Origin of the sequence: Citrobacter sedlakii NBRC 105722 (genome assembly GCF_000759835.1) — a bacterium.
GTDB classification, from domain to species: domain Bacteria; phylum Pseudomonadota; class Gammaproteobacteria; order Enterobacterales; family Enterobacteriaceae; genus Citrobacter_A; species Citrobacter_A sedlakii.
The window spans coordinates 108793-128564 of record NZ_BBNB01000013.1; the positions used below are offsets into that span (position 1 = coordinate 108793).

At 55.9% G+C, this 19772-nt stretch carries 17 protein-coding genes; 4 read left to right on the plus strand and 13 right to left on the minus strand.

Annotated features, from left to right (window positions below):
• Positions 1 to 158 precede the first annotated feature (158 nt).
• The gene (locus CSE01S_RS17690; RefSeq protein ID WP_042291188.1) at positions 159 to 2870 is read left to right on the plus strand and encodes a cation-transporting P-type ATPase; all 2712 of its coding nucleotides are present in this window, start codon (positions 159 to 161) and stop codon (positions 2868 to 2870) included.
• 62 nt (positions 2871 to 2932) lie between these two features.
• On the opposite strand, the gene ssb1 is transcribed toward CSE01S_RS17690, so the two are convergent.
• Positions 2933 to 3457: a single-stranded DNA-binding protein SSB1 gene (gene ssb1 / locus CSE01S_RS17695; protein WP_042291190.1), complete on the minus strand. Its 525-nt coding sequence runs from the start codon at positions 3455 to 3457 to the stop codon at positions 2933 to 2935.
• A 254-nt stretch (positions 3458 to 3711) separates the two neighbouring features.
• Between ssb1 and uvrA the strand changes: the two genes are divergently transcribed.
• Complete coding sequence (gene uvrA / locus CSE01S_RS17705; protein WP_042291194.1) at positions 3712 to 6534, plus strand: excinuclease ABC subunit UvrA; 2823 nt, start codon at positions 3712 to 3714, stop codon at positions 6532 to 6534.
• Between the two features lie 42 nt (positions 6535 to 6576).
• On the opposite strand, the gene CSE01S_RS17710 is transcribed toward uvrA, so the two are convergent.
• The 6 genes from CSE01S_RS17710 to dnaB form a co-directional block, all read right to left on the minus strand.
• Positions 6577 to 6933 (minus strand): MmcQ/YjbR family DNA-binding protein, encoded by a 357-nt coding sequence (locus CSE01S_RS17710; protein ID WP_042291198.1) that lies wholly within the window; start codon positions 6931 to 6933, stop codon positions 6577 to 6579.
• Positions 6934 to 6935: 2 nt separating this feature from the next.
• Positions 6936 to 7352, minus strand: coding sequence for a secondary thiamine-phosphate synthase enzyme YjbQ (locus CSE01S_RS17715; RefSeq protein ID WP_042291200.1), 417 nt, complete (start codon positions 7350 to 7352; stop codon positions 6936 to 6938).
• A gap of 107 nt (positions 7353 to 7459) precedes the next feature.
• Positions 7460 to 8212, minus strand: a complete 753-nt coding sequence (gene aphA / locus CSE01S_RS17720) for an acid phosphatase AphA (protein WP_042291203.1) — start codon at positions 8210 to 8212, stop codon at positions 7460 to 7462.
• Positions 8213 to 8407: 195 nt separating this feature from the next.
• Positions 8408 to 9601 (minus strand): aromatic amino acid transaminase, encoded by a 1194-nt coding sequence (gene tyrB, locus CSE01S_RS17725; RefSeq protein WP_042291207.1) that lies wholly within the window; start codon positions 9599 to 9601, stop codon positions 8408 to 8410.
• Between the two features lie 158 nt (positions 9602 to 9759).
• Positions 9760 to 10839, minus strand: coding sequence for an alanine racemase (gene alr, locus CSE01S_RS17730; RefSeq protein ID WP_042291210.1), 1080 nt, complete (start codon positions 10837 to 10839; stop codon positions 9760 to 9762).
• 151 nt (positions 10840 to 10990) lie between these two features.
• Positions 10991 to 12406, minus strand: a complete 1416-nt coding sequence (dnaB, locus tag CSE01S_RS17735) for a replicative DNA helicase (RefSeq protein ID WP_042291212.1) — start codon at positions 12404 to 12406, stop codon at positions 10991 to 10993.
• A gap of 64 nt (positions 12407 to 12470) precedes the next feature.
• On the opposite strand from dnaB, the gene CSE01S_RS17740 reads away from it, so the two are divergent.
• The gene (locus tag CSE01S_RS17740; protein WP_042291338.1) at positions 12471 to 13454 is read left to right on the plus strand and encodes a quinone oxidoreductase; all 984 of its coding nucleotides are present in this window, start codon (positions 12471 to 12473) and stop codon (positions 13452 to 13454) included.
• A gap of 180 nt (positions 13455 to 13634) precedes the next feature.
• Here CSE01S_RS17740 and pspG read toward each other — a convergent pair whose 3' ends face one another.
• The 3 genes from pspG to CSE01S_RS17755 all read right to left on the minus strand — a co-directional run bounded on the left by pspG (position 13635) and on the right by CSE01S_RS17755 (position 16400).
• Entirely contained in the window at positions 13635 to 13877 is a 243-nt protein-coding gene (pspG, locus tag CSE01S_RS17745) for an envelope stress response protein PspG (protein ID WP_042291214.1), read from the minus strand.
• Between the two features lie 133 nt (positions 13878 to 14010).
• On the minus strand, positions 14011 to 15006 hold the full coding sequence (gene dusA / locus CSE01S_RS17750; protein WP_042291216.1) for a tRNA dihydrouridine(20/20a) synthase DusA: 996 nt from the start codon (positions 15004 to 15006) through the stop codon (positions 14011 to 14013).
• A gap of 83 nt (positions 15007 to 15089) precedes the next feature.
• Positions 15090 to 16400 carry a conjugal transfer protein TraF gene (locus CSE01S_RS17755; RefSeq protein WP_042291219.1) on the minus strand — a complete coding sequence of 437 codons (1311 nt, stop codon included), beginning with the start codon at positions 16398 to 16400 and terminating at the stop codon, positions 15090 to 15092.
• A gap of 282 nt (positions 16401 to 16682) precedes the next feature.
• Between CSE01S_RS17755 and zur the strand changes: the two genes are divergently transcribed.
• Entirely contained in the window at positions 16683 to 17198 is a 516-nt protein-coding gene (zur, locus tag CSE01S_RS17760; protein WP_042291221.1) for a zinc uptake transcriptional repressor Zur, read from the plus strand.
• 78 nt (positions 17199 to 17276) lie between these two features.
• Here the strand turns inward: zur and CSE01S_RS17765 are convergent, their stop codons facing one another.
• The 3 genes from CSE01S_RS17765 to lexA all read right to left on the minus strand — a co-directional run bounded on the left by CSE01S_RS17765 (position 17277) and on the right by lexA (position 19672).
• Positions 17277 to 17486 carry a CsbD family protein gene (locus CSE01S_RS17765; RefSeq protein ID WP_042291340.1) on the minus strand — a complete coding sequence of 70 codons (210 nt, stop codon included), beginning with the start codon at positions 17484 to 17486 and terminating at the stop codon, positions 17277 to 17279.
• Between the two features lie 131 nt (positions 17487 to 17617).
• Positions 17618 to 18943, minus strand: a complete 1326-nt coding sequence (gene dinF, locus CSE01S_RS17770; RefSeq protein WP_042291223.1) for an MATE family efflux transporter DinF — start codon at positions 18941 to 18943, stop codon at positions 17618 to 17620.
• 120 nt (positions 18944 to 19063) lie between these two features.
• Positions 19064 to 19672 carry a transcriptional repressor LexA gene (gene lexA, locus CSE01S_RS17775; protein ID WP_042291226.1) on the minus strand — a complete coding sequence of 203 codons (609 nt, stop codon included), beginning with the start codon at positions 19670 to 19672 and terminating at the stop codon, positions 19064 to 19066.
• Positions 19673 to 19772: the final 100 nt, after the last annotated feature.

The following is a 19772-nucleotide window of genomic DNA, read 5'->3' on the forward strand; positions in this document are numbered from 1 at the left end:
GCAACATGAATAATTCGCTAACAATGGCAACGATAAAATAATATTTAGCGAAACGCTATTGATTAATATCAAAAACCGGAACGCATTATTCCAATAGCATGCTCTGGCTTTTTAAATATTATAATTTTTATACTTCGAGGAATTTTACATTGACCAGAATGCCGAACAGCAATCGTCTCCATTCTGCGCCATGCGCTGGAAAAAAACCGTACCAGCTTTCTGTGGATGAGGTCTTAAACAACCTGCAGAGCCAGTCAAGTGGACTGACTCAAAACGAAGCCAGCGCCCGTCTCGCCAGAGACGGCGCTAACGCCCTGCCGGAAAAAGCCGGTAAACCCGCCTGGCTGCGCTTTCTGACCCATTTTCATGATGTATTAATTTACGTGCTGATAGCCGCCGCGGCCCTGACGGCCATTATGGGTCATTGGGTCGATACCGCCGTCATTCTTGGCGTGGCGGTCATCAACGCCCTGATTGGGCACGTTCAGGAAAACAACGCCGAGAAATCGCTAAAAGGCATTCGCAATATGCTTTCCAGCGCCGCCGTGGTGATTCGCAACGGTCAGCATGAAACGGCGCCGACCACCGAACTGGTCGTCGGCGATATCGTGGTGTTACGCGCGGGGGATCGTATCCCCGCCGACCTGCGTGTCATGGAAGCGCATAATCTGCGGGTGGAAGAAGCCATCCTGACCGGCGAATCCACCGTGGTCGATAAGACGGCGGAAGCGCTGGAAGGGGAACTGCCGCTCGGCGATCGTAAAAACCTGCTGTTTTCCGGCACCACCCTCAGCGCAGGCGCCGGACTTGGCGTGGTCATTGCCACCGGCGAAGCCACAGAGCTGGGCCACATCAATCAGATGATGACCGCCATCGAGAAGCATCGTACGCCGCTGCTGGTACAGATGGATAAGCTCGGCAAAGCGATCTTCTCTCTGATTCTTGCCATGATGGTTGGGCTGTTTATTTTCAGCCTGCTGCTGCGCGATATGCCAATGGGCGAACTGCTGCTGTCGCTCATTAGCCTTGCCGTCGCGGCGGTTCCGGAAGGCCTGCCCGCCATTATTTCTATCATCCTGTCGCTCGGCATCCAGACGATGGCCCGCAAACGCGCCATTATCCGTAAGCTGCCAACGGTCGAAACGCTGGGCGCCATGTCGGTGATTTGTTCCGATAAAACGGGCACCCTGACGATGAACGAGATGACGGTGAAAGCCATCATTACGGCAGATAAAAACTATCGCGTGCAGGGTAACAGCTACGAACCCACGGGCGAGATCCTCGTTGAGAACGACGCCACGACGGCGGAAATGCGTCCGGGTAGTGTGCTGGAAACCTACCTGCGCACGATCGATCTGTGTAATGACAGCCAACTGATGCGGAACGAGCAGGGGCACTGGGGCATTACCGGCGGGCCAACCGAGGGCGCGCTAAAAGTGTTGGCCGCAAAAGCGAACCTGCCCGCCATCGATACAGAACTGCGCAGCAAGATTCCGTTCGACTCGCAGTACAAATATATGGCGACCCATTTCCGTATCGGCCAGGACGAGCGCGTGCTGGTGACCGGCGCGCCGGACGTTCTGTTTAAACTCTGTCAGCAGCAGCAAACCGCCACCGGAACAGAAGCTTTTACTCAGGCACACTGGGAAGCAGAAATCGCCCGCTATGCCAAAGAGGGGTTGCGCATGGTCGCCGCCGCCTGGAAACCCACGCGTGCCGATGCCGGTACGCTAACGCATGACTGCCTGAGCGATGGGCTGATCTTCCTCGGCATTGCCGGAATGATGGATCCACCGCGCCCGGAAGCGATTGATGCGATCGGCGCCTGCCAGCAGGCTGGGATCCGCGTCAAGATGATCACCGGCGATCATCCGCAAACGGCCATGAGCATTGGCGGTATGCTCGGGATTCATAACAGCGCCCACGCGGTGACTGGCTATGAGCTGGAGCAGATGGACGACACCGCGCTCGCTGAAGCCGCTGTGACGTACGATATTTTTGCCCGCACCAGTCCGGAACATAAGCTGCGCCTGGTGAAAGCGCTGCAAAATAAAGGCGAAATTGTTGGCATGACGGGCGATGGCGTGAACGATGCCCCAGCCCTTAAGCAGGCTGACGTTGGCATCGCGATGGGGATCAAAGGCACCGAAGTGACCAAAGAGGCCGCTGACATGGTGCTGACGGACGACAATTTCGCCACCATTGCCAGCGCGGTGCAGGAGGGGCGCCGCGTCTACGACAATCTGAAGAAAACGATCCTGTTTATTATGCCAACCAACCTCGCGCAGGGATTGTTGATTATTGTCGCGCTGCTGGCCGGAAACCTGATGCCCCTGACGCCGGTACTGATTCTGTGGATGAACATGGCGACGTCCGCTACGCTGTCGTTCGGCCTGGCGTTCGAAGCCGGAGAGAGCAATATTATGCGCCGCCCGCCACGTCGGCCCCACGAAAACGTGATGGATGGTTTTGCTATCTGGCGCGTCGGCTTTGTCGGTACGCTGATTGCCGCCAGCGCCTTTATGCTGGAAGCCTGGCTTCAGCCGCGCGGCCATAGCCCGGAGTTTATTCGAACCGTACTGCTGCAGACGCTGGTCACGGCGCAGTGGGTCTATATGCTGAACTGCCGCGTATCGGACGGTTTCTCGCTGGGGCGTGGGTTGCTGATGAACAAAGGCATCTGGCTGGTGAGCGGCATTCTGCTTCTGCTACAGCTGGCCATTATCTATGTGCCTTTCCTGCAAATGATGTTTGGTACCGAAGCACTGCCGCTGCGCTACTGGGGTATCACATTGGCCATTGGCGTCGCGCTGTTCCTGATTGTTGAAATCGAGAAACCGCTGACCCGCAAATTCCGCCGGACGGCGTAATCAGAATAACGTAAAGGCCTCCATTTTCGGAGGCCTTTACGCTGGAATGCCTGACGGCGCGCTTAGAACGGAATATCGTCGTCAAAGTCCATTGGCGGTTCGTTAGACGGTGCCGGTGCAGACTGCTGCTGCGGACGAGACTGCGCGCCGCCGCTGAACTGGTTGCCGCCCTGAGGCTGCTGCGGCTGACCCCAACCGCCCTGCTGCTGCTGACCGCCTGCCGGCGCACCGCCGCCCTGACGGCCACCCAGCATTTGCATGGTGCCGCCCACGTTAACCACAACTTCCGTGGTGTATTTGTCCTGACCGGACTGATCAGTCCATTTACGGGTACGCAGTTGACCTTCGATGTATACCTGAGAGCCTTTACGCAGATATTCGCTGGCCACTTCCGCCAACTTACCGAACAGCACAACACGGTGCCATTCAGTCTGCTCTTTCATTTCACCGGTCTGTTTATCACGCCAGGATTCGGAAGTAGCCAGCGTAATGTTGGCAACTGCGCCACCATTCGGCATGTAGCGTACTTCCGGGTCCTGGCCCAGATTACCCACGAGAATAACCTTATTTACGCCTCTGCTGGCCATGATCGAGTCTCCTGAAAAACGTTTCTTAATAAGTGTAAACGCGCGATTGTAGCATTACCAATGGCGGTTTTACCACGTTGTGACGCTGATTCCGCGAAACAACCTTAGCCGGACATTGTTACACACTACACTGCGTTTTGCATTCCAATACTGTATATCCATTCAGGTTATATTGTGTCATAATTAACCGTTTGTGATCGCCGGTCGCACCATGCATGCAGCCGGGCAAAAAGCGTTTAATCCGGGAAAGGTGAATGGATAAGATCGAAGTTCGGGGCGCCCGCACCCATAATCTCAAAAACATCAACCTCGTTATCCCTCGCGACAAACTGATTGTCGTGACCGGGCTTTCGGGGTCTGGCAAATCCTCGCTTGCTTTCGACACGCTGTATGCCGAAGGGCAGCGTCGTTACGTAGAATCCCTTTCCGCCTATGCGCGTCAGTTTCTGTCGCTAATGGAAAAGCCGGATGTCGATCACATTGAGGGGCTGTCTCCGGCTATCTCAATTGAACAAAAATCGACATCACATAACCCGCGTTCCACGGTCGGCACCATTACTGAGATCCACGACTACCTGCGTCTGCTGTTCGCCCGCGTCGGCGAACCGCGCTGTCCGGATCACGACGTGCCGCTGGCGGCGCAGACGGTGAGTCAGATGGTCGACAACGTGCTCTCACAGCCGGAAGGCAAGCGCCTGATGCTGCTGGCGCCGGTGATTAAAGAGCGTAAAGGCGAGCACACCAAAACGCTGGAAAACCTGGCAAGTCAGGGGTATATCCGTGCCCGTATCGACGGTGAAGTGTGCGATCTCTCCGATCCGCCGAAGCTGGAACTGCAAAAGAAACACACCATTGAGGTGGTGATTGATCGCTTCAAAGTGCGTGACGATCTCAGCACCCGTCTGGCGGAGTCGTTTGAAACCGCGCTGGAACTTTCCGGCGGTACGGCAGTGGTTGCCGATATGGACGATCCGAAAGCGGAAGAGCTGCTTTTCTCGGCGAACTTCGCCTGCCCGATCTGCGGCTACAGCATGCGCGAGCTGGAACCGCGCCTGTTTTCGTTCAACAACCCGGCGGGCGCGTGTCCGACCTGTGACGGCCTCGGCGTACAGCAATATTTCGACCCGGACCGCGTGATCCAGAATCCGGATCTGTCGCTGGCTGGCGGCGCAATCCGCGGCTGGGATCGCCGTAACTTCTACTACTTTCAGATGTTGAAATCGCTGGCGGAGCACTACAAGTTCGACGTAGACGCGCCGTGGGGAAGCCTCGACGCCAGCGTGCACAAAGTGGTGCTGTACGGTTCCGGCAAAGAGAACATTGAATTTAAATACATGAACGATCGCGGCGACACCTCGGTGCGTCGCCATCCGTTCGAAGGCGTGCTGCACAATATGGAGCGGCGTTATAAAGAGACGGAATCCAGCGCGGTACGCGAAGAGTTAGCCAAGTTTATCAGCAACCGTCCGTGCGCCAGCTGCGAAGGAACGCGTCTGCGTCGCGAAGCGCGCCACGTCTTTGTTGAAAATACGCCGCTGCCGACCATTTCCGATATGAGCATCGGTCATGCGATGGACTTCTTTAATAATCTCAAACTGTCCGGCCAGCGAGCGAAAATCGCCGAGAAAGTACTGAAAGAGATTGGCGATCGCCTCAAATTCCTGGTGAACGTCGGTCTGAACTACCTCACGCTTTCCCGCTCAGCCGAAACGCTTTCCGGCGGCGAAGCGCAGCGCATTCGTCTGGCAAGCCAGATTGGCGCGGGGCTGGTCGGCGTCATGTACGTCCTTGATGAGCCGTCCATCGGTCTTCATCAGCGCGATAACGAGCGTCTGCTGGGCACACTGATTCATCTGCGTAATCTCGGGAATACCGTCATTGTGGTGGAGCACGACGAAGACGCGATTCGCGCCGCCGACCACGTGATCGACATCGGTCCGGGCGCGGGCGTCCACGGCGGTGAAGTGGTTGCCGAAGGTCCGCTGGAAGCGATTATGGCGGTGCCGGAATCGCTGACCGGGCAGTACATGAGCGGCAAACGGAAAATCGACGTGCCGAAACAGCGCGTTCCGGCGAATCCGGAAAAAGTGCTGAAGCTGACCGGCGCGCGCGGTAACAACCTGAAAGACGTGACGTTGACGTTGCCGGTGGGACTGTTCACCTGCATTACCGGGGTGTCCGGCTCCGGTAAGTCGACCCTGATCAACGATACCCTGTTCCCGATCGCCCAGCGTGCGCTGAACGGCGCGACGATCGCCGAACCTGCGCCCTATCGCGACGTTCAGGGGCTGGAGCATTTTGACAAGGTTATCGACATCGACCAAAGCCCGATCGGGCGCACGCCGCGTTCTAACCCGGCGACCTATACTGGCGTGTTTACGCCGGTTCGCGAACTGTTTGCCGGTGTGCCGGAAGCGCGTTCGCGCGGCTATACGCCGGGACGTTTTAGCTTCAACGTTCGCGGCGGGCGCTGCGAAGCCTGTCAGGGCGACGGCGTCATTAAGGTTGAGATGCACTTTCTGCCGGATATTTATGTCCCCTGCGACCAGTGCAAAGGCAAGCGCTATAACCGCGAAACGCTGGAGATAAAGTACAAGGGCAAAACCATCCATGAAGTGTTGGACATGACCATTGAAGAAGCGCGCGAGTTCTTTGATGCCGTACCGGCGCTGGCGCGTAAGCTGCAAACCCTGATGGACGTGGGGTTGACCTACATCCGTCTCGGCCAGTCGGCGACCACCCTCTCCGGCGGCGAGGCCCAGCGCGTGAAGCTGGCGCGCGAACTGTCGAAGCGCGGCACCGGCCAGACGCTGTATATTCTGGATGAGCCGACCACCGGTCTGCACTTTGCCGATATCCAGCAACTACTGGACGTACTGCACCAGTTACGCGATCAGGGCAACACCATCGTGGTGATTGAGCATAACCTCGACGTAATCAAAACCGCGGACTGGATTGTTGATCTCGGTCCTGAAGGCGGGAGCGGCGGCGGGGAAATCCTCGTCTCCGGTACGCCGGAAACGGTGGCGGAATGTCAAGCGTCCCACACCGCCCGCTTCCTCAAGCCGATGTTGTAAAACGAAAAACGCCGTTCATTGTCAGAAGAACGGCGTTTTTCTTTATGACTGTACCAGCAGCTTACGTTTTTCTTCCGGCAGCGTGTTCACCGCCTGCTGATACGACGCATCCACCAGATAGTAAATCTGCGAGTCCGGCAGCGAACCGTCAAGGTATACGGTGCTCCAGTGCGCTTTGTTGAGATGCCGGCTCGGGCGCACATCGCTGTGCTGCTGGCGCAATAATTCCGCCAGTTCGGGGCTGGTTTTCAGAGATACCGCCGGGCGTTCTTCCACCTCTTTCACCATGGCAAACAGCACATCTTCAACTTTAATCTGGGTGGCTTTCCAGTCGCTGTGCACGCTCTGTTCTGCGCCAGGTTTTGCCATGCAGTATTGCAGTAACTCTGAGTTAGTCATCTTTATTCCCCTTGTAGTGTCGCGATTATCTGGCGCGAACCGCCGTGGATGCGATGCTCACCGAGCCAGATGCCCTGCCAGGTACCCAGCTTTATTCGCCCTTTATGAACCGGCAGCAGTAGCGATACGCCAAGCAGGGACGATTTGATATGCGCTGGCATATCGTCTGGCCCTTCGTAGTCATGTTCGTAGTTGCCATGATCGGGAACGGCTTGCAGAAAGAAGCGTTCCATATCGTGCCGAACGGTGGGATCACAATTCTCGTTAAGCGTCAGAGAAGCGGAGGTATGTTGCAGCAAAAGGTGCAGCAGCCCGGTCTCTACGCGCGGCATATCCGCCAGAAGCCCGAGGATCTCATCCGTGACGAGATGAAACCCGCGCGGCTTCGTGTGTAAAGTCAGGGTTTGCTGATACCACATAGGCTGCTCCTTGTTGAAACGTCTTTATTCAGTTTGCAGCAAGTCAGCGAAAGGTAAAAGCTACGCGCTCATTTTTGTTTAAAAAAACAGCGAATCGCGGGCGTTTCTTAATATTCCGAATTGACGATCACCTCTTCGCCATACGCTCCTGCCTGCGGCAAGGGTTTATAGGTCGAGTTGGACGCGCGCAAAATGCGGATGCCGCGAATACCCATTTCGCGCGCAGCGCTGATATCGTTATCCGAATCGCCGTAGAAGATGCGAATATTTTTCGCCTGTAGCCACTGGGTTTTGGTGTTCTGTCCCGGCTTATCGCCCGCGAAGATCACCGGATTCATATTTGCCGCCGGAATATGAAAGTCATCGGCCAGCGTTTTCGATACCGTTTCGGTTTTGGTCTGGCTTCGTCCGGTGACAAAGTAAATGTCGTCGCCACGACGCACATGCAAGGCGATCAGCTGGCGCGCCACCTCTTTGGGAATGCTGAACTCATCCCAGCCGTTATTCATCTTTTCCCAGAATGCCGGATTCGTCAGATACGCTTCGCTGTCCGGCGAGTACATTTTCTTTCCGCGCCAGAAGCCCGGGCTGGAAAATAATACGGTATCGTCGATATCAAACCCGACCGCCATCGGCGGACGCCCGGTGAGGCTGTTTTCGATCTGTGTGACCGACACCCAGTGGACCGGCGCTTGTTCAGCGAGTTTTGCAACGTTAGTGCCCGGATTAAGCGGAGACGGCGGGGATGCAAGCGCGCTGGCGGAGTGATTTAACGTGAAAAGCAGACAGAGGGCGCTGGCGGAGTGATTTAACGTGAAAAGCAGACAGAGGGCGCTGAAGGCCAGTGTGATCTTACGCATACTTTTCCCTTCAAAGTCATTTAGTTATGATTTTTAGTGCGACTATTCAAAACGCTCTGACCTTAACCCCGACGACAAATGAAGGGAAGAAATTTCTACGGTTTTGTCATAGAAAAAGAGAATGATCACAGCTGAAGAAAGTAAGCCCATAAGCCGGATGAACAATGTGCCATCCGGCCTGCTGACGTAAAAATGTTACATAACGGCGGCAAAGGCTTTTGCCACGCGCTGAACGTTGCCGGTGTTTAGCCCGGCGACGCACATGCGTCCGCTGGCGATAAGGTAAACGCCGAACTCGTCGCGCAGGCGATCCACCTGGGCGGCGCTCAGGCCGGTATAGCTGAACATGCCGCGCTGTTTTAGCAGATAGTCAAAGTTTCGCCCTGGAATGGTCGCCGTCAGCACGTTCACCAGTTCCTGACGCATCGCCAGAATCCGGGTGCGCATCGTTTCCACTTCCGCCAGCCAGTTCGCTTTCAGCGTCTCATCGCCCAGCACTGTCGCAACCAGTTGCGCGCCAAAGTTTGGCGGGCTGGAGTAGTTACGCCGTACGGTGGCTTTAAGCTGTCCCAGTACGCGCCCGGCGGCTTCTGCATCGTCGCAGATCACGGAAAGACCGCCGACGCGCTCGCCGTAGAGAGAGAAAATTTTAGAAAAAGAGTTGCTGACCAGCGCGGGCAATCCGGCGCTGGCAATAGCGCGAATCGCCCAGGCGTCATCGTCCATCCCTGCGCCAAACCCCTGGTAGGCGATGTCGAGGAACGGGATCAGATCGCGCGCTTTCAGGATTTCGGTGACTTCGTCCCACTGGGCATGGCTTAAATCCGCCCCGGTGGGGTTATGACAGCAAGGATGCAACAGCACGATGCTACGTGCGGGCAGCGTTTTCAGGGTAGCCAACAGGTCGTCAAAACGCACGCCGTTAGTGGCGTCGTCATACCAGGGGTAAGTACTTACTTCGAATCCAGCCCCTTCAAATATGGCGATATGATTTTCCCAGGTCGGGTCGCTGACCCACACGCCGGAATCCGGGAAATAGCGCTTGAGAAAATCCGCGCCAACCTTCAGCGCCCCGGAGCCGCCCAGCGTCTGGATCGTGGCGACACGCTGCTGCTGGAGAACCGGATGATCGACGCCAAACAGCAGTGGCGCAATGGCGTGGCGATAGCTGTTCAGACCTTCCATTGGCAGATAAAGCGAGGCGCCATGCGGTTGCGCATTCAGGCGTGCTTCCGCTTCGGCTACCGCGTTGAGCTGTGGAATGATCCCGTCTTCGTTGTAATACAGGCCGATACTCAGGTTCACTTTGTCACTGCGCGGGTCGTCTTTAAACCGCTCCATGAGCGAAAGAATCGGGTCGCCAGCATAGGCGTCAACTTTTTGAAACACGCGATGGTTCTCCAGGTTTACAGGCAGGGGTTAAGACACAATAAACCGGATAACCGTGAAGATCGAGAGGATGTTGCAGAGAATATGCCGCGCTTTGCCGGATGGCGACAACGACTCCGGCCTGCAGTGAGATCAACCCAGGCCGGAGAGCCGTACGCTTAATCGATATACTTCATCGCCACCCGTGATGTCAGGCGCGTGATAAGTTCGTAAGCACTTACTTTCGTTATTTCAGCGATGCGTTCGACGGGCAGCCCTTCGCCCCAAAGAATCACCGGATCGCCTGCATTGTCCTGCGCCTGCGGGCCGAGATCTACGCAGATCATGTCCATCGCCACGCGTCCCACAATCGGCACTTCACGACCGTTCACCAGCACCGGGGTGCCGGTCGGCGCCGCGCGCGGATAGCCGTCGCCATAGCCCATCGCTACAACGCCAAGCCGCGTGTCTCGCTCGCTTCGCCACGTTCCTCCGTAGCCTACCGGTTCCCCGGCTTTGTGCTCGCGCACCGCTATCAGGCTGGAGGTCAGGGACATCACCGGCTGGCAGCCGAAGTCCGCGCCGGTAGACTGGTTTTCCAACGGCGAAACGCCATAAAGGATGATCCCCGGGCGCACCCAGTCAAAATGCGACTGTGGCCATAGCAGGATCCCGCCGGACGCGGCAATGGAGCGCTGCCCAGGCTTTCCCGCGCAGAAGGTGTTGAAAATCGCGAGCTGCTTTTCCGTCGCACCACATTCCGGTTCATCGGCACGGGCGAAATGGCTGACGATATTGACCGGCTGACGCACATTTTTGCATCGGGTCAGACGCTGATAAAACGCGTCTGCCTGCTCCGGCAGCACGCCCAGACGGTGCATACCGGTGTCGAGCTTCATCCACACGCTTACTGGCGCATCCAGTTCCGCCGCTTCCAGCGCAGCCAGTTGTTCTTCGTTATGTACCGCCGTATGCAGATGCTGTACGGAGATAGTGGGTAGATCAGACGCCTCAAAAAAGCCTTCCAGCAGCAGGATAGGCTGGGTGATCCCTCCCGCGCGCAGGCGCAACGCCTCTTCAAGTCGCGCGACGCCAAAAGCGTCAGCATCGGGGAGCGTTCGCGCGGTCTCTAACAGACCGTGTCCGTAGGCGTTCGCTTTCACCACCGCAACCAGCTTGCTGGCAGGCGCCAGTTGACGCAGACGTTGCAGATTGTGTCGCAGAGCGCGGCGATTAATCATGACGGTTGCCGCTTGCATTTGAGTTCCTTAAATTATATGTCTCAAATTTGGCGTTATTGTTGCAGCGAGTTTGGGTGCGGCCAGCGCGCAGCCACCGGAGCGTACTGAAGTACGTGAGGATGGCGAGCACTGCCCAATCCCAAAATCGCAAATAAAATAGCCAAATTATTTATTCGTCGTCGTATTGTGGCCCGGCATAATTATCAAAGCGCGACCATTGCCCGTTGAATGTCAGACGCACCGTGCCGATGGGGCCGTTACGCTGCTTACCAATAATGATTTCCGCGATGCCTTTCAGGTCACTGTTCTCGTGATAAACCTCATCACGGTAGATAAACATAATCAGGTCGGCGTCCTGCTCGATAGAGCCGGACTCACGCAGGTCGGAGTTGACCGGACGCTTGTCGGCACGTTGTTCCAGGGAGCGGTTAAGCTGCGACAGCGCCACTACCGGCACATGCAGTTCTTTCGCCAGCGCTTTCAGCGAGCGGGAGATTTCGGCGATCTCCAGGGTACGGTTGTCGGAAAGCGACGGTACGCGCATCAGCTGAAGATAGTCGATCATAATAAGCCCGATGCCGCCATGTTCGCGGGCAATACGGCGCGCGCGGGAGCGCACTTCCGTCGGCGTCAGGCCGGATGAATCATCAATATAGATATTGCGTTTTTCCAGCAGAATGCCCATCGTACCGGAAATACGCGCCCAATCCTCGTCGTCGAGCTGACCGGTACGGATGCGGGTTTGATCGACGCGGGACAGCGACGCCAGAGAACGCATCATGATCTGTTCCGAGGGCATTTCCAGACTGAAGATAAGCACCGGCTTGTCCTGCAACATCGCCGCGTTTTCAACGAGGTTCATCGCAAAGGTCGTTTTCCCCATCGACGGACGCGCGGCGACGATAATCAGATCTGAAGGCTGTAAACCGGCGGTCTTTTTATTGAGGTCGTCATAGCCAGTGTTCACGCCGGTCACACCATCGTGCGGCTGCTGGAATAGCTGTTCGATACGCGCGACGGTAGCGTCGAGCACATCGGCAATATTTTTTGGACCTTCGTCTTTATTGGCGCGGCTTTCGGCGATTTTGAACACGCGGGATTCGGCGAGATCGAGCAGGTCTTCGCTGGTGCGCCCCTGCGGATCAAACCCGGCTTCGGCGATTTCATTTGCCACCGAAATCATTTCACGGACAACGGCCCGTTCGCGGACAATGTCAGCATAAGCGCTGATATTCGCCGCGCTTGGCGTATTTTTTGACAGTTCCGCCAGATAGGCGAATCCGCCAACGCTGTCCAGCTGTCCCTGGCGCTCCAGCGATTCCGCGAGCGTAATCAGGTCGATAGGGCTGCCGCCTTCCTGCAGGCGACCCATTTCAGTAAAGATGTGACGGTGCGGACGGGTGTAGAAATCATCCGCTACCACACGTTCGGCAACGTCGTCCCAGCGCTCGTTATCCAGCATTAAACCGCCCAACACCGACTGTTCCGCTTCAATCGAGTGCGGCGGCACTTTCAGCCCGGCAACCTGCGGGTCGCGCTCCCGGACATCAGTCTGTTGTTTGTTGAAGGGTTTATTTCCTGCCATAGTGAATGGAGTTACCGAAATAATGATTGGGTCGAAAGATTACCACATTTCTTTTGGAGGAAGCATGGCAACACGTATTGAATTTCACAAGCATGGTGGCCCTGAAGTGCTTCAGGCCGTGGCGTTCACCCCGGCAGATCCGGCGGAGAACGAAATCCAGGTCGAAAACAAAGCGATTGGCATTAACTACATCGATACCTACATCCGCAGCGGGCTTTATCCGCCGCCAGCGCTGCCCAGCGGGCTGGGTACCGAAGCAGCGGGCGTAGTGAGCAAAGTGGGCAGCGGCGTAACGCACATCAAAGCGGGCGATCGCGTCGTGTATGCGCAATCTGCGCTCGGCGCCTACAGTTCAGTGCATAACGTCGTGGCCGATAAGGCGGCGATTTTACCCGACGCGATCTCTTTCGAGCAGGCCGCTGCCTCGTTTTTGAAAGGGCTGACTGTCTTTTACCTGTTGCGTAAAACCTATGAAATCAAACCCGATGAACCGTTCCTGTTCCATGCGGCGGCAGGCGGCGTGGGTTTGATTGCCTGCCAGTGGGCGAAAGCGCTGGGCGCAAAACTTATCGGTAGCGTGAGCAGCGCGCAAAAAGCGCAGCGGGCGCGGGATGCAGGCGCGTGGCAGGTGATTAACTATCGCGAAGAAAATCTCGTAGAGCGGGTCAAAGAGATCACCGGCGGGAAAAAGGTCTGCGTAGTGTACGACTCGGTGGGGAAAGACACCTGGGAGTCCTCGCTGGACTGTCTGCAGCGTCGCGGCCTGATGGTCAGCTTCGGTAACGCGTCCGGCCCGGTGACCGGCGTGAACCTGGGGATCCTGAATCAGAAGGGTTCCCTGTACGTCACGCGCCCTTCTCTGCAGGGCTACGTCACCAATCGCGATGAGCTGACTGAAGCCAGCAACGAACTGTTCTCGCTAATCGCCAGCGGCGTGATCAAAGTCGATGTGGCGGATAGCCAGAAGTTTGCCCTGCAGGATGCGCAACGCGCGCATGAAATGCTGGAAAGCAGGGCTACGCAAGGGTCCAGCTTGCTGATTCCGTAAACCGGGATCCGCTGAAAGAATTAGGGCTTCCACCTGGGAAGCCCTTTCTTTTTTTAGTTCGGCTGTATGTAGGGTACAGCACGATGAATCCGTTAGACGCGCAATAGTGACAGATTTGATTATCAATTCCTATTTGGTTCTAAAGGCAAAATTGCAGGTTGTGACGAACCCCACAATACCCTAGTAACGCCAGCGGTTATTGCGACGATATTGCGGCACTTTCGGCGATTTGATTGCCTTGATAACCCATACCACAGCAACCGCCAACAGCAGCCATGGCAACAGTTTGATCATCAAAGCAAACATTCCGCCCAGGAACATCACCGCGGTTGCCACCACCAGCGCAGCCAGGATGCCCAACAGCGAAACGCCAGTGACCATCAGCATGATAAAAAAGCCAAGCACAAAAAGTAGTTCCAGCATGACGCTCTCCCATAATGAAATTCTGATCAATGCTTTACAAAATGCGTGCCAACATTAATTCGTTGATATATAAACAAAACGCCCCGCAGCAATGCGCAGGGCGTGGTGAAATTGACTAACTAATGGTGAAATTTTAACGCTTATCAGCGACCAGTTTTAATGCATGCTCAAGCACGTTGATATCCGCACCGGCTTTATGGGCATTTTCGCTCAGGTAACGACGCCATTGACGCGCGCCCGGAATGCCCTGGAACAGGCCGAGCATATGGCGGGTGATATGGCCTAAATAGGTCCCCTGCCGCAGTTCCCGCTCAATATACGGATACATCGCCCGTACCACGGCCACCGGATCGGCATCCGCGGTGTCAACGCCGAAAATCTCCCGGTCAACCGAGGCCAGAATTCCCGGATTCTGGTACGCTTCGCGCCCGACCATAACGCCATCCATATGGGCAAGGTGCGCTTTCGCCTGTTCCAGTGACGTAATACCGCCGTTAATCGACAGGGTGAGATGCGGAAAATCCCGTTTGAGCTGATAAACCCGTGGGTAATCCAGCGGCGGAATTTCTCGGTTCTCTTTCGGGCTTAATCCGGAAAGCCAGGCTTTTCGGGCATGAATGATGAACATGTCGCATTCACCGTTACCTGAAACGGTATTCATGAAGTCGCAGAGAAATTCATAGCTGTCCTGGTCGTCGATACCGATGCGCGTTTTAACGGTCACCGGAATCGACACCGCATCACGCATCGCCTTCACGCAATCGGCTACCAGCTGCGCGTTCCCCATCAGGCATGCGCCAAACATACCGTTCTGCACGCGATCCGACGGACAGCCGACGTTAAGGTTGATCTCGTCATAGCCGCGAGCCTCCGCAAGTTTTGCACACTGCGCAAGCTGAGCCGGATCGCTTCCCCCCAGTTGCAGTGCCACCGGATGCTCCTCATCGCTGTACGCCAGGTAATCGCCTTTGCCATGAATAATGGCGCCTGTTGTGACCATCTCGGTATAGAGCAACGTCTGGCGAGACAGCAGGCGCAAGAAATAGCGGCAATGTCTGTCCGTCCAGTCGAGCATCGGTGCGATGGAGAAACGGTGAGCGGGAAAGGCAGCGTGTAATTCTGATGACATGGCGATTTTTTGAGCGTCTGGTGAACAAGGGGCGCTACTATAGCACAAAGGTAAACCGGAGACGTAACGTCTCCGGTGCTGCCTCAGAACGTCATGCTGAGCTGCGCGCCTGCCCCCCAGGTTTCGTCTTCACCATACAGACCCATCAGATCCACATGAACGCGGTTGAACGGAGAAAACCCAACGCCGCCGGTAAAGACATTGCTGTCGTTCGCCTTCACATCAGCACGGTAGCCTGCCCGAACGGCCAGCCAGTTCAGCGGACGAACCTCTGCGCCGACGCCTACATACTGAGAATCATCTTCGCTCTTAAAACCTTTCGTTTCGGTTAGATCGCCATCCGCTGTCAGCGTCACTACGTCGTTATGCCAGGCGACACCCGCGGTGACCAGCGGGCGAATCTGATAGGTATCCTGATAATTACGCGTTTCGCCGGTCAGGCCGTTGGTAATGTAAATCGATTTGGTGTCGATATCGCGCGAGATAAGGTTTTGCCCGCTGACGCCCAGCGTCCAGTTTTCGCCAAAGTCCGCCGCAATCCCGGCATCGACGTTAAAGCCGGTGTCATCGTTGCGGTATCGGCTGCTGTTCCAGTCGCTGCTGTCGTAGTTATAAATCGAGGTCGTGTAATTATAGAGCCAGGTTTTTTGCAGTTTCGGCGTGACGCCAATAGAAAGCGGCACGTCGCCTAAGGCAAACTGACGCGCCACCGCGATACCGTAATCGGAGACGATTGCCGCCCGGCCGGATGCCGTGGAGTTAAGGTGTTTGGTGATTTCATCAGAGCCCTGCAGCGCCGCCCTGCCCGCTTCAACTAACGCATAGGCATCGCTACCCTCGATTCTGCGCAGATAATCAATATCGCCTTGATCGATTGACGCGCTTACACGGCCATGCGCATAGCCTTTCGCCACAAACGCAACGGATAACACCTCGTTGGGAATACTGACCGCCAGTCCGGCCCCGGCGTTAGCATGCGCCGTCTTCCCTTTCAGGTACTCCAGCTCATCGGCAAGATCGCGCGCCGCCCCCTGAAACTGGTTTAACACGCCGCGAGGGTTCAGCAGAACCTCGGCTGGCGTCAGGTTATCGACGACGTCATCGTAGTAGTCGATTTTGTCGCTGATTTCATCAATCTCATCCTGCAAGTTATCCTCGTCGGTAATTTGCGCCCCAACCGCAGGAAGGATGACGGTAATGCTGTCCTCAGGTTTAGCCTTCGCCAGCAAAGCCGGGTTGATGAGAACCCCACTGCCATAATGTGCCGAAGCCACGCCCGTCCCGCCCATTGCATCGTTACGCGCTTCCGCCCAGGTATTTGCCGCGTTCGCCTGGTGTGATACCCAAAACGAAACCGCGATCGCCACCACCGAAAAGTTAAAATTTTTATTCACAGTAAACCCATTTTTATTAGCAGGTGAAATAACGCCTCTGCCAGTATCAACGCAGCAGAGGAGAACTATTGCTGTGAAAAAATGAATAAAAATGGTGCTATTCGCTTCATGCAGAATGGGGCTGAAGCGTTCTCTTTTTGTGATACGCCTCAATATGTATAGAAGACTTTATTAAGCGCGGAAAGATTCGCAGACGATATATCGTCACTGGCAGGATCTCGGCGTTTCCTGCAGAACATGATAAAGTGAGGGTTTATCACCCCACGCTAACCGAGGTGCCCAATGGAAAAGACCACAACGCAAGAGCTGCTGGCGCAAGCTGAAAAATTGTGCGCGCAACGCAATGTGCGACTGACCCCGCAGCGCCTCGAAGTGTTACGCCTGATGAGCCTGCAGGACGGGGCAATTAGCGCTTACGATCTGCTCGATCTGCTGCGGGAGTCAGAGCCACAGGCCAAACCGCCGACGGTTTACCGGGCGCTGGATTTTCTGCTAGAGCAAGGGTTTGTGCATAAGGTGGAATCCACAAACAGCTACGTACTTTGCTATCTTTTCGATCAGCCGACGCATACCTCAGCCATGTTTATCTGCGATCGCTGCGGCGCGGTGAAGGAAGAGTGTGCGGAAGGGGTGGAAGATATTATGCATACGCTGGCGGCAAAAATGGGTTTTGCCCTGCGTCATAACGTGATTGAAGCGCATGGGTTATGTTCAGCGTGCGTGGAGGTTGAAGCCTGTCGTCATCCCGGCGATTGCCAACATGACCATTCTATTCAGGTGAAGAAAAAACCCCGTTAATGGCGCGAGCGGCAAGGCGCGCCGCTCACTGTAAGCAAATAAAGGGCAGTACGTCCTTGTACTTTTGGGCAGGAGGGTTTACCAGCGGTAGTCGTTGCGGGTTTCCCAGTCACCCACCTCTTTTTCCGCCTGATCTTTCTGGTAGCCATAACGTTCCTGGATTTTACCTACCAGCTGATCGCGCTTACCTTCGATAACCGTCATGTCATCGTCGGTTAATTTGCCCCATTGCTCTTTCACCTTACCTTTGAATTGTTTCCAGTTACCACCGGCTTCGTCTTTATTCATCATAAAGTCCTCTTCGTTAGGCTGTGAATAGCGAGTCTACGTCATCCAACGTTGCTACGTTTCTTGCTGGACGTGATATTAAGTGTAGTCAGGGATTCTGGGTTCGGTTGAGTATTCAGAATATTTAACCGTCACGTTGCCGAAAACCAGGTACCGTTACGCCAGTGCCGCCGCCAAATCCATGCTAACGAAAGTCCGCGCAGCGCCAGGAAAACCGCCAGCGCCAGCCACAAACCGTGATTCCCCAATGCCGGTACCGCCAGCAGCGTTAACGCAAAACCCGTCGCCGCCACCGCCATACTGTTACGCATTTCCGCAGCGCGGGTCGCGCCAATAAACATGCCATCCAGCAAGTAGCACCAGACGCCGACCAACGGCAGGATCACCTGCCAGAACAGATAACGATCGGCTAACTGCTGCAACTGCGGCAGTGAGGTCAGCAGCGCGATTATCTGCTCCCCCAACAACAGGTAGGTCAAAGAAAACAGCAGTGCTACGATGCCTGACTGACGACACGCCGCCCGCCAGACCTCCAGCAATTGACTGCCGTCCCGCGCGCCATACGCCTGGCCGGAATGCGCCTCAACAGCGTAGGCAAAGCCGTCCAACGCATAGGCGGTAAAAGTAAGCAGCGTCATGAGCACTGCGTTCACGGCAATGATGTCGCCGCCGAGCCTTGCGCCAAGAACAGTAATGGCGCCAAAGCAGAGCTGGAGCAGCAGCGAACGCAGCATAATGTCGCGATTAAGCGCCAGCAGGCGACGAATATTCCCGCGCCAGGCCTGCTTTAGCATCGCCATCGAAACGCCGCGCAGATGCAGCACCTTGCGCACCATCAGCATTCCCAGCAATAGCGTGGCGTATTCAGCTATCACCGTGGCCAGCGCAGCGCCCTGCACGTTCATATGCAGACCCATCACCAGCCACAGGTCGAGGATAATGTTGAGGATGTTACCGACAATCAGCAGAATCACCGGCGCCCGCGCATACTGCACACCGAGCAGCCAGCCCAGCAGGACCAGATTGGCCAGCGAGGCGGGCGCGCTAAGCCAGCGGATTTCCAGGAAGCGTCTTGCCTGCGCCAGCACCGCCTCGCTACCGCCGACGATATGCAGCGCCAGATCGATCAGCGGCGTTCGGCAGAGCGCAATGAGCAGGCCAGCGCCCAGCGCCAGCAGCAATGGCTGTACTAACGCGCGCGCCAGCGCCTGTGGGTTCTTCGCTCCAAACGCCTGCGCCGTAAGCCCGGTAGTGCTCATTCGTAAAAAGAGCAGCAGCATGAACAGAAAACTGGTAGCCGTCGCCCCAACCGCCACCCCGCCGAGGTAAACAGGACTGTCAAGGTGGCCTATCACCGCGGTATCCACCAGCCCAAGCAGCGGCACAGTGATGTTGGAGAAAATCATGGGTAAGGCAAGACGCCAGAGCGCTTTATCAGCAGATGCAAAGAACGGCATGAGAAGAAGCCTGAGGAGCAGTTATCGTAGATTTAAAATTATACAGGCCTGATAAGCACAGCGCTGCCAGGCCTGGCGCCGGATAACGGCGCGTACGCTCTTATATCCGGCTAAATGAAATTACAGCCATTCACCGTTGCGGATGACGCCGACGGCCAGCCCTTCAATCGTGAAGCTTTGTTCACGCAGATCCACGACGATCGGTGTAAATTCGCTGTTTTCTGGCAGAAGCTCGACTTTGTTGCCCTGTTTTTTCAGGCGTTTTACCGTTACTTCGTCATCAATGCGCGCCACGACCACCTGACCGTTACGTACATCCTGCGTTTTGTGTACCGCCAGCAGATCGCCGTCCATAATGCCGATGTCTTTCATCGACATACCGCTGACGCGCAGCAGGAAGTCGGCGTTCGGTTTAAACAGTGACGGATCGACCTGGTAATGGCCTTCAATGTGCTGCTGCGCCAGCAGCGGCTCGCCTGCCGCAACGCGACCGACCAGCGGTAAGCCATCTTCTTCTTCCTGCAGCAGTCGAATGCCGCGGGACGCGCCGGAAACGATTTCAATCACCCCTTTGCGCGCCAGCGCTTTCAGGTGTTCTTCAGCGGCGTTTGGGGAACGGAACCCCAAACGCTGCGCGATTTCCGCACGCGTCGGCGGCATACCTGTCTGGCTGATGTGATCCCGAATAAGATCAAACACCTCTTGCTGCCTGGCCGTTAACGCTTTCATTCCGCCCCCTGGGTGTATATACAGTTATGCTGTGAGTATATACAGCTAAAGGTGATTTTGGAACCACAAACTGCACAATGATCCGCAGTTTTATGCGGTT

What these genes read in the sequence shown, in the direction of transcription:
- aphA (WP_042291203.1), bottom strand. Translation starts at nt 8,212, where the DNA reads ATGCGTAAGATCACACTGGCCTTCAGCGCCCTCTGTCTGCTTTTCACG.
- CSE01S_RS17710 (WP_042291198.1), bottom strand. Translation starts at nt 6,933, where the DNA reads ATGACTAACTCAGAGTTACTGCAATACTGCATGGCAAAACCTGGCGCA.
- CSE01S_RS17765 (WP_042291340.1), bottom strand. Translation starts at nt 17,486, where the DNA reads ATGAATAAAGACGAAGCCGGTGGTAACTGGAAACAATTCAAAGGTAAG.
- dusA (WP_042291216.1), bottom strand. Translation starts at nt 15,006, where the DNA reads ATGTCATCAGAATTACACGCTGCCTTTCCCGCTCACCGTTTCTCCATC.
- ssb1 (WP_042291190.1), bottom strand. Translation starts at nt 3,457, where the DNA reads ATGGCCAGCAGAGGCGTAAATAAGGTTATTCTCGTGGGTAATCTGGGC.
- alr (WP_042291210.1), bottom strand. Translation starts at nt 10,839, where the DNA reads ATGCAAGCGGCAACCGTCATGATTAATCGCCGCGCTCTGCGACACAAT.
- lexA (WP_042291226.1), bottom strand. Translation starts at nt 19,672, where the DNA reads ATGAAAGCGTTAACGGCCAGGCAGCAAGAGGTGTTTGATCTTATTCGG.
- CSE01S_RS17715 (WP_042291200.1), bottom strand. Translation starts at nt 7,352, where the DNA reads ATGTGGTATCAGCAAACCCTGACTTTACACACGAAGCCGCGCGGGTTT.
- uvrA (WP_042291194.1), top strand. Translation starts at nt 3,712, where the DNA reads ATGGATAAGATCGAAGTTCGGGGCGCCCGCACCCATAATCTCAAAAAC.
- zur (WP_042291221.1), top strand. Translation starts at nt 16,683, where the DNA reads ATGGAAAAGACCACAACGCAAGAGCTGCTGGCGCAAGCTGAAAAATTG.
- pspG (WP_042291214.1), bottom strand. Translation starts at nt 13,877, where the DNA reads ATGCTGGAACTACTTTTTGTGCTTGGCTTTTTTATCATGCTGATGGTC.
- dinF (WP_042291223.1), bottom strand. Translation starts at nt 18,943, where the DNA reads ATGCCGTTCTTTGCATCTGCTGATAAAGCGCTCTGGCGTCTTGCCTTA.
- dnaB (WP_042291212.1), bottom strand. Translation starts at nt 12,406, where the DNA reads ATGGCAGGAAATAAACCCTTCAACAAACAACAGACTGATGTCCGGGAG.
- CSE01S_RS17690 (WP_042291188.1), top strand. Translation starts at nt 159, where the DNA reads ATGCCGAACAGCAATCGTCTCCATTCTGCGCCATGCGCTGGAAAAAAA.
- CSE01S_RS17740 (WP_042291338.1), top strand. Translation starts at nt 12,471, where the DNA reads ATGGCAACACGTATTGAATTTCACAAGCATGGTGGCCCTGAAGTGCTT.